Source organism: Roseateles sp. P1_C1_2, from assembly GCF_056406535.1.
The window spans coordinates 1-6,834 of sequence record NZ_JBFUAB010000046.1 but is presented as its reverse complement, the minus strand read 5'-3'; the positions used below and the strand labels follow the sequence as shown (position 1 = coordinate 6,834).

Genomic DNA, 6,834 nt, shown 5'->3' with positions numbered 1-6,834 from the left:
CGCCGCCGCCGCGGGAGCGGCCTCCAGGCGGCGCACGGCCGAAGGCAGGTCGGTGGGCAAGGTGGGCAGCTCGACAGTCCGGCTCGGCGTGCGCAGGCTGGCGGCCGAGGGCAGGGGCGCGACGCTGGCCTCGGGTCTGGCTTCCAGGCGGCCGACGGCGGGAGGCAGTTCGGCGCTGGGCGTCGGCAGTGGCGCCGTCCGGGCGGGGACGGCGGTGAGGTTCTCGCGTTCCACGGGCTTGAAGCCCTCGGGCAGGTCCAGCGTCGCGGTGCTGGGGGGCGCCGGCGAGGGCTCCTCGGTGCGGGCCGCTTCGGCGGGCACCTCCTGGGGGTTGTGGCGGCCCAAAGCGGCGGCACCGGGCTGGGCGGCCGGGTCGGTCGGGCGCGCTGGCGCGCCGGCGCCGCCGCGTGCATCGACAGGCGCCGGATCGCCAGCCTCGGCGCCGCTGCGGCCCAGCAGCTTGACGGTCAGGCTGCCCCAGACGCCCTGGCCCGGCGCGGCCGTGCCACTGGCATTGCCGAAGACGAGGACGAGCCAGATGTGCAGCAGCACCGCCAGCAGCAGGCAGCGTTGCAGCTGGCGCGGGTCGGGCGGCGGGCGGCGGCGGAGGGCGACGGCGGCAGTCACGGCTGGCGCATTGTGGCCCGGCGCCAGGGCCGTTTTGTTACCAGGCGCGGCGCTCAGAAGATGGTTTGCGCGAAGGTGTCACGCCCGGCCGCCTTGGCGCGGTACAGGGCGCGGTCGGCGCGCTCCAGCAGGTCCTCGGCGCCTTCGCCGACACCCCCCCAGCAGGCCATGCCGACGCTGGTCGTGACGAGGATCTCGCTGCCGGCGGGCAGGGTGATGGGCGGGCGGATGGCATCGACGAGCTTGGCGGCCACCTGGGAGGCCTCGGCGTCGCTCTGCAGGCCTTCCAGGATGACGACGAACTCGTCGCCGGCCAGGCGCGCCGCGGTGTCGGTGCTGCGCACGGCGCGGCGGATGCGGGTGGCGAACTCCTTCAGCACGGCGTCGCCGGCGGCGTGGCCGTGGCCGTCGTTGATGCTCTTGAAGTGGTCGACGTCCAGGAAGATCAGGGCCATGGCCCGCTGGGCGCGGCGACTGCGGGCCAGCGCGAGGGTCAGCCTCTCCTCGAACTCGCGGCGGTTGGGCAGGCGGGTCAGCGGGTCGATGCGGGCCAGTTCCTGCAGGCGGCGTTCGACGTCCTTGGTGGCCGTCACATCGGTCGATAAGGTGTAGACGCCGGCGATCTTGCCGTCGGCGCGCCGGTCGGGGATGTAGACGGTGTGCAGATGGCGGGTCAGGCCCAGGGCCTGGGACACGACCTCGAACTCGATGCGTTCGCCGCGCAGGGCCTGCTCCAGCGCCGGCTGGCGCTGGGCGTAGAGATCCGGGCCGATCAGCGCCTTCAGATGACTGCCGACGGCCAGCTCGGGGTCCACGCCCATCCATTCCTCGAAGGTCTTGTTGACGAAGGTCAGTCGGTGATGGCGGTCGATGTAGGAGATCAGCACCGGCAGGTTGTCGGCAATGGCCTTGAGGTGGGACTGCGCGTCGCTGAGGCGCTGTGCCGCGAGCTGGCGCTCTGTGATGTCGAAGGTGACGGCGAAGACACCGATGACGCGGCCGTCGGCATCGAATTCGGGCACATAGGTCTGCTGGTAGTGGCGTGCCTCGCTGTCGCGCGGCCCGGTCTCGGACTCGAAGACGACGGTCTGACCCCCCATGGCCTTGTCCAGCCAGGGTTGGATCTGCTCGACATAGTCGGCATCGCGCACCTCGGCGATGCGCTGGCCGAGCAGTTTCTCCGGCTGCAGGCCGAGCAGGGTCTCGAACTGGCGGTTGGCGAACAGATAGCGGCCGTCGCCATCGAGGTGGAAGATCAGGGCCGGCAGGTTGTCGGTGATGGAGCGCAGCCGCCGCTCGCTGCGCTCCTGCTTCAACTGGGCGCTGCGCAGGGCCGTGATGTCGAAGGTCATCAGGTAGAAGCCGTTGACGTCGTTGGTCTGCGCGTCGTGCATGGGCACGAGGTGGATCTGGAAATAGCCGGTGCCGTCGCGCCAGGGCAGGGCGCCCTCGAAGGTCTGGCGCCGCCCCTGCAGCACCGCCCGCACATGGGCCTCGTGCAGCGCGTAGCTCTCTTCGCCGAGGCCGGCGCGCATGGGCATGCCGATGGCGCGGTCGCGCCCGAGGCTGTGGACCCTGAGGGCCAGGTCGTTGGCGAACACGCAGCGCTCCTCGGCATCGAAGACGCCGACCATGGCGGGAATGGCGTTGGTCACGTCGCGCATGCGCTGCTCGCTGGCGGCGAGCTCGCGGGCGGCCGCCCTGCGCTGGCTGACGTCGCGCACGAAGGCGTGGGCGGCGTAGCCGTCGCTCGTGTCCATGGCGGCGACGGACAGCTCGACGTCCAGCCGCCGGCCGTCGCGGTGCTGGGCCACGACCTCGACGCGCTGGTTGACGACGCGGCCCTGGCCGCTGTGGCGAAAGCGCGCCATGCCGGCATCGTGGGCGGCGCGCGTCTCGGGCGGGATGATGAGTTCGGACGCGCGCCGGCCCATCGCTTCGGCCGCCGTGTAGCCGAACAGCGCTTCAGCCTGCAGGTTCCAGTCGGTGACGTGGCCGTCGCCGTCCAGGCCGATGAAGGCGTCGCCGGAGTTGTCCAGGATGGCGCGGCAGCGCGCCTGCTCGCCCGCCAGTTGCTTGACGAGGGGCCGCACATGCTGCCTCAGCACCCAGGTGCCCAGCAGCGTCAGCACCGCCAGCAGCAGCGCCAGCCAGCTCAGGCGCTGGCGGATGACGGCGAAGACGGCCTCGATGTCGGCCTTGACGACCATGGCGAGACCCGTGCGCCCGAGCGGCACATAGGCCGCGACGACGGGCACGCCGCGCAGGTCGGGCGTCAGCGTGACGCCCGTCTCGCCAAGCAGGGCGCGGTTGATCGGCAGGTTGACGTTGCCGTTCGCGTCGAACATCGGGATGGTGAAGGGCTTGGGGTAGAGCTTGGACGGCACACAGGACGCGACCTTGTCGGTGCGGCTGCAGATCAGCACGTCGGAGGAAGCGTCGCTGTCGCGGACCCGCATGACGAGGCGATCCATCAGCGCCAGGCGCTGCTCGCTCAGGTAACGGCCCACGACCTCGCCCTTGTCCGTCACCGGCAGGTCCGTCGCGAGGATGAAGCCGCTGGCCCAGACCAGGCGGCTGGTCGCGGCGTAGTCGCGTGCCAGCGCCAGCGACGGCGTGTCGGCCTGGGCCGCGAAGACGCCGGCTTCGGCCAGCGGGACGCCGGCAGCGTCGACAAAACGGGCCGCGGTGACGCCGGCCGTCAGCAGGCTGCGCGTGATGCTGCGCAGGCGCTCGCGGCGGGCGGAGTCCCCGGGGTTGCTTGCCAGGTTGGCGAGCTGCTCGACGACGATGGGCCGCGTGGCGACGGTCTGGGCCAGCCAGACACCGCCGTCCATGGCACTGACCAGTGACTCGCCGGTGATGATGGCCGTGGAGTGCACGTCTTCCTTGCGCGAGCGCTCGAACTCCGACTCCAGCGCCGCGAAGCCGCCGGCGCCCGCCGCAACAGCCACCAGGGCCAGCACGGCCAGCGAGCGCCGCGTGATGCGCTGCTCGTGCAGGTCGATACGTTCGCGCACGCCGCTCCAGCGCAGGCGGATCTCCCACAGCGACAGGGCCAGCAGGGCCAGCCCGGCCGCCGTTGGCAGCGTCAGGCGGTTGAAGGAGCCCCATTGGTAGAGCTGCTCCAGGTTCAGCAGATAGCCGAGGATGCCGACGACTGCGATGAGGGCGGCGACGATGATGCCCGCCGCGCTCAGGCGCCGGGCGAGCGCGCCCGGCAGGCCGGCGAGCAGGCCCTGGCAGCCGAACAGCAGCAACAGGGCCACGCAGCCGTTGGGCGAGATGCGGCCCGGGTGGGGGTTGACAGCCGTCGGCAGCACGCCGGGGCGCGTGATGTCTATGCCCAGCGACAGGTCGCCCACGGCCTCGACGAGCATCAGCGCCGGCAATGCCGCCATCAGGAGCGCCAGGCCCTGCACGGCGCGTCGCGCGGTCGCGCTCGGCGCCTGGCCGCCGGGCCAGCCCGCCATGACCCAGGCCGTGGCGGCGCCCAGCAGCAGCAGCACGGAAGACACGATGCCGATCTCGGCCAGCCCGGGCAGGAAGCTGGCGACCTCCAGCCGCAGGCTCCAGCGCATGGCGACGAAGCCGGCGATGAGCATGCAGGCCAGCGCGGTCCAGCGGGCGGTCGACAGGCGAGACAGGAGCATCATCGGGCGGCGGCAAGCAGCGATGCCCGTCTGTATATCAGCTTGGGGCGCGAGTGGCTCAGGGCCAGCGCGTCAATTCGTGGTGGACGGGCGGCAGCCAGCCGCCCTCGGCCGTGATGCTGCGCTCGACGACGTGGGTAGCACCGCTCGCCTCGCGGACGAGCACGGTGGCGCAGCGGGTGCCGTAGACGGCCACCCCGGGCCGCGTTGGGTCGGGCATGCGGATGAAGCGGGGCGACAGCAGGCGTTCGCGCGCCCGGCCGACGCCGGTGTCGGGCAGGGCCGCGTCGGGCGCCGGCGTGGGGTCGGCCAGCGCGGCAAGGAGTTGGCTGGCCAACTGTTCTGCCGAGACCGCGCCGTCGAGGGCCTGAGCCATGGCTGCCTTCAGGCCCAGCGTCTTGGGCCAGGGCGTGTCGAGGGCCGCGTTGGACAACGCGTGGATGCCGGGCGGCAGTTCAAGCGGCGCGGACGCGCGGTTGCTGATCCAGTGCCAGGTGTTGCTTGGCAGGTCGCCGGTGATGAGGTTGAAGCCGTTGTAGCCCTCCTTGAGCCCGGCCGCGAAGCCGTCGGCGCCGTCCGTCGAGCCCAGCCAGTCAACGACCAGGGCGCCGCGGGAAGGGGCGTCGGGATTCTGCCGGCTGGGATCGCGCACATTGGTCAGCAATGCGAGACGCCCGGCGCGGCTGAGACCGAACCAGGTGCCGCCGGCGGACAGGTCGCGGCCGGCCAGGATGTCGGGGCGTTCGGGCCACCAGGCCATGGGGGCAGCCTCGCGAGCGAAGAACTCGTCGCGGTTGGCGGCAATGGCGAGGGGGAAGCGCGGGTGGGCGTTCAGCGCGAAGGCGGCGAGGCACATGGACGGGGGCAGATCCTTCAGTAAACCCTGGCGTTGAAGGCTGGGGTGCCCGCCTATCATCGGCGCAACGACACTGGAGAGCACAGTGCAGCGACGTCATCTGGGGCTGTTGGGGCTTGTCTGGACGTTTGATTCGCTGGCGGCCCCGCCGGACGCGCCATTGCGGCTGCTGAGCGAGGAATTTCCGCCCATCAATTTCACCGAAGGGGGCCGGCCCAGTGGTTTGGCGGTGGAGGTTGTGCAGGCGGTGCTGAAGCGCCTGGGCCAGACGCGGGACATCGAATTCCAGCCCTGGGCACGAGCCTACCGCGAGGCCCAGGGCCGCGAGCCGATGGCGCTCTTTGCGGCGGCGCGCATCCCCGAGCGTGAGAGGCTGTTCCAGTGGGCCGGTCCCATCGTGACCTTCTACAGCAGCTTCTACGCTCGCGCGGGTGCCGAGAGGCTCAAGCGCCTCGACGACGCCCGCCAGGCCGGCGACGTGCTGGTCGTGCGGGACTGGTACACCGCCCAGCAGCTCATGTCCGAGGGCTTTCACAACCTGCGCTACGTCACTGACCCGACACAGGGCCTGCGCATGCTGCTGGCCGGGCGCGCGCCGCTGTTTGCGTCCGAGCGCATCAGCATGCAGGGGGCGCTGGCCGCCGCCGGGGTCGACCCGGCCGCGCTGGAGGAGGTCTACACCTTCGCCAGCAGCGACGGCTATATCGCCTTCTCGCCGGGCACGCCCAAGCGCGTGGTGACAGCCTGGCAGCGCGAGATCGATGCGATGAAGCGCGATGGCAGCTTCCAGGCCATCTACAAGCGCTGGCTGCCGCAGGACCTGCCGCCGCGCTGAATCAGCGCTGAACCTGGCAGGACTTTTTAGTCGCGCTTACGTGCAACTAACCCGGTGTTTTTCCCACATAGGAGAACCATGAAATTCATGTTCGGTGTCCTGGCTTTGTGCCTTGGACTCTTCTTCTCGTCGGCATTCGCCGCCGACGCGCCGCAAACTGCGGGGCAGGTCAAGCTCGACCTGCTCAAGCAGCTCGAGAAGGACGGCTACCTGAGCCAGAAGCTGGCGGACGAAGCCAAGCTGAAGTACGTGGATCCCAAGGACATCAGCGTCCCGCTGGCCACTGTCAATGATGCCGCCAAAGCCGAGTCCTCGTTCTACCAGCGCTATGTCACCTTCGCCAACTTCTTCAAGCTGGTGGCCATCGTCCTGCTGCTGGTGTGGGCTTCGGGCTTCATCGCCCTGTTCGCCAAGGGCCTCTTCGCGCTCATTGCTTCGGTGTCCAAGGAGGTCTACCAGACCGTATTCCTGGCGCTCACGCTGACGATGACGCTGCGGCCGGAGCTGCTGTGGGCTTCACAGGCCTTCTACTTGGTTCTGTTCGGCGCGTTCGCCAACGTGATGCTGGCGACCTGGGTTGTAAAGAGCCATCCAAAACTTCAGGAAGCCCTTGCCAAGCTGTTCAACCTTGGCGTGAATCGCCCCGGGTTCCATGGAGGCCGGTTGGTTTAAGTCAGGCGGGCATCGCGGCCTGATTGGCAAGTTGCCGGTAGTAGTTTGACTCAGCCTCGGCGGGCGGGATGTAGCCGATGGGTTCGAGCAGCCTGTGGTGGTTGAACCAGGACACCCATTCCAGCGTCGCCAGCTCCAAGGACTCCTTGGTCTTCCACGGCGCCCGGCGATGGATCAACTCGGCTTTGTAG

The 6,834-nt window shown here is 70.0% G+C and carries 5 protein-coding genes and 1 pseudogene; 2 read left to right on the top strand and 4 right to left on the bottom strand.

From position 1 onward, the window contains the following. The 3 genes and pseudogenes from AC1D2H_RS29400 to AC1D2H_RS29390 form a co-directional block, all read right to left on the bottom strand. Window positions 1–627, bottom strand: a pseudogene (locus tag AC1D2H_RS29400) (hypothetical protein); the annotation flags it as partial. A gap of 53 nt (window positions 628–680) precedes the next feature. Next, the gene (locus AC1D2H_RS29395) at window positions 681–4,283 is read right to left on the bottom strand and encodes a sensor domain-containing protein (protein ID WP_478013351.1); all 3,603 of its coding nucleotides are present in this window, start codon (window positions 4,281–4,283) and stop codon (window positions 681–683) included. Between the two features lie 55 nt (window positions 4,284–4,338). Continuing rightward, the gene (locus AC1D2H_RS29390; RefSeq protein ID WP_478013350.1) at window positions 4,339–5,136 is read right to left on the bottom strand and encodes an NRDE family protein; all 798 of its coding nucleotides are present in this window, start codon (window positions 5,134–5,136) and stop codon (window positions 4,339–4,341) included. A gap of 85 nt (window positions 5,137–5,221) precedes the next feature. Between AC1D2H_RS29390 and AC1D2H_RS29385 the strand changes: the two genes are divergently transcribed. Continuing rightward, window positions 5,222–5,971, top strand: coding sequence for a substrate-binding periplasmic protein (locus AC1D2H_RS29385; RefSeq protein ID WP_478013349.1), 750 nt, complete (start codon window positions 5,222–5,224; stop codon window positions 5,969–5,971). A 78-nt stretch (window positions 5,972–6,049) separates the two neighbouring features. After that, complete coding sequence (locus AC1D2H_RS29380) at window positions 6,050–6,643, top strand: hypothetical protein (RefSeq protein ID WP_478013348.1); 594 nt, start codon at window positions 6,050–6,052, stop codon at window positions 6,641–6,643. Window position 6,644: 1 nt separating this feature from the next. Here AC1D2H_RS29380 and AC1D2H_RS29375 read toward each other — a convergent pair. Further along, a partial coding sequence (locus AC1D2H_RS29375; RefSeq protein ID WP_478013347.1) for an IS3 family transposase occupies window positions 6,645–6,834 on the bottom strand: 190 nt, incomplete at its 5' end.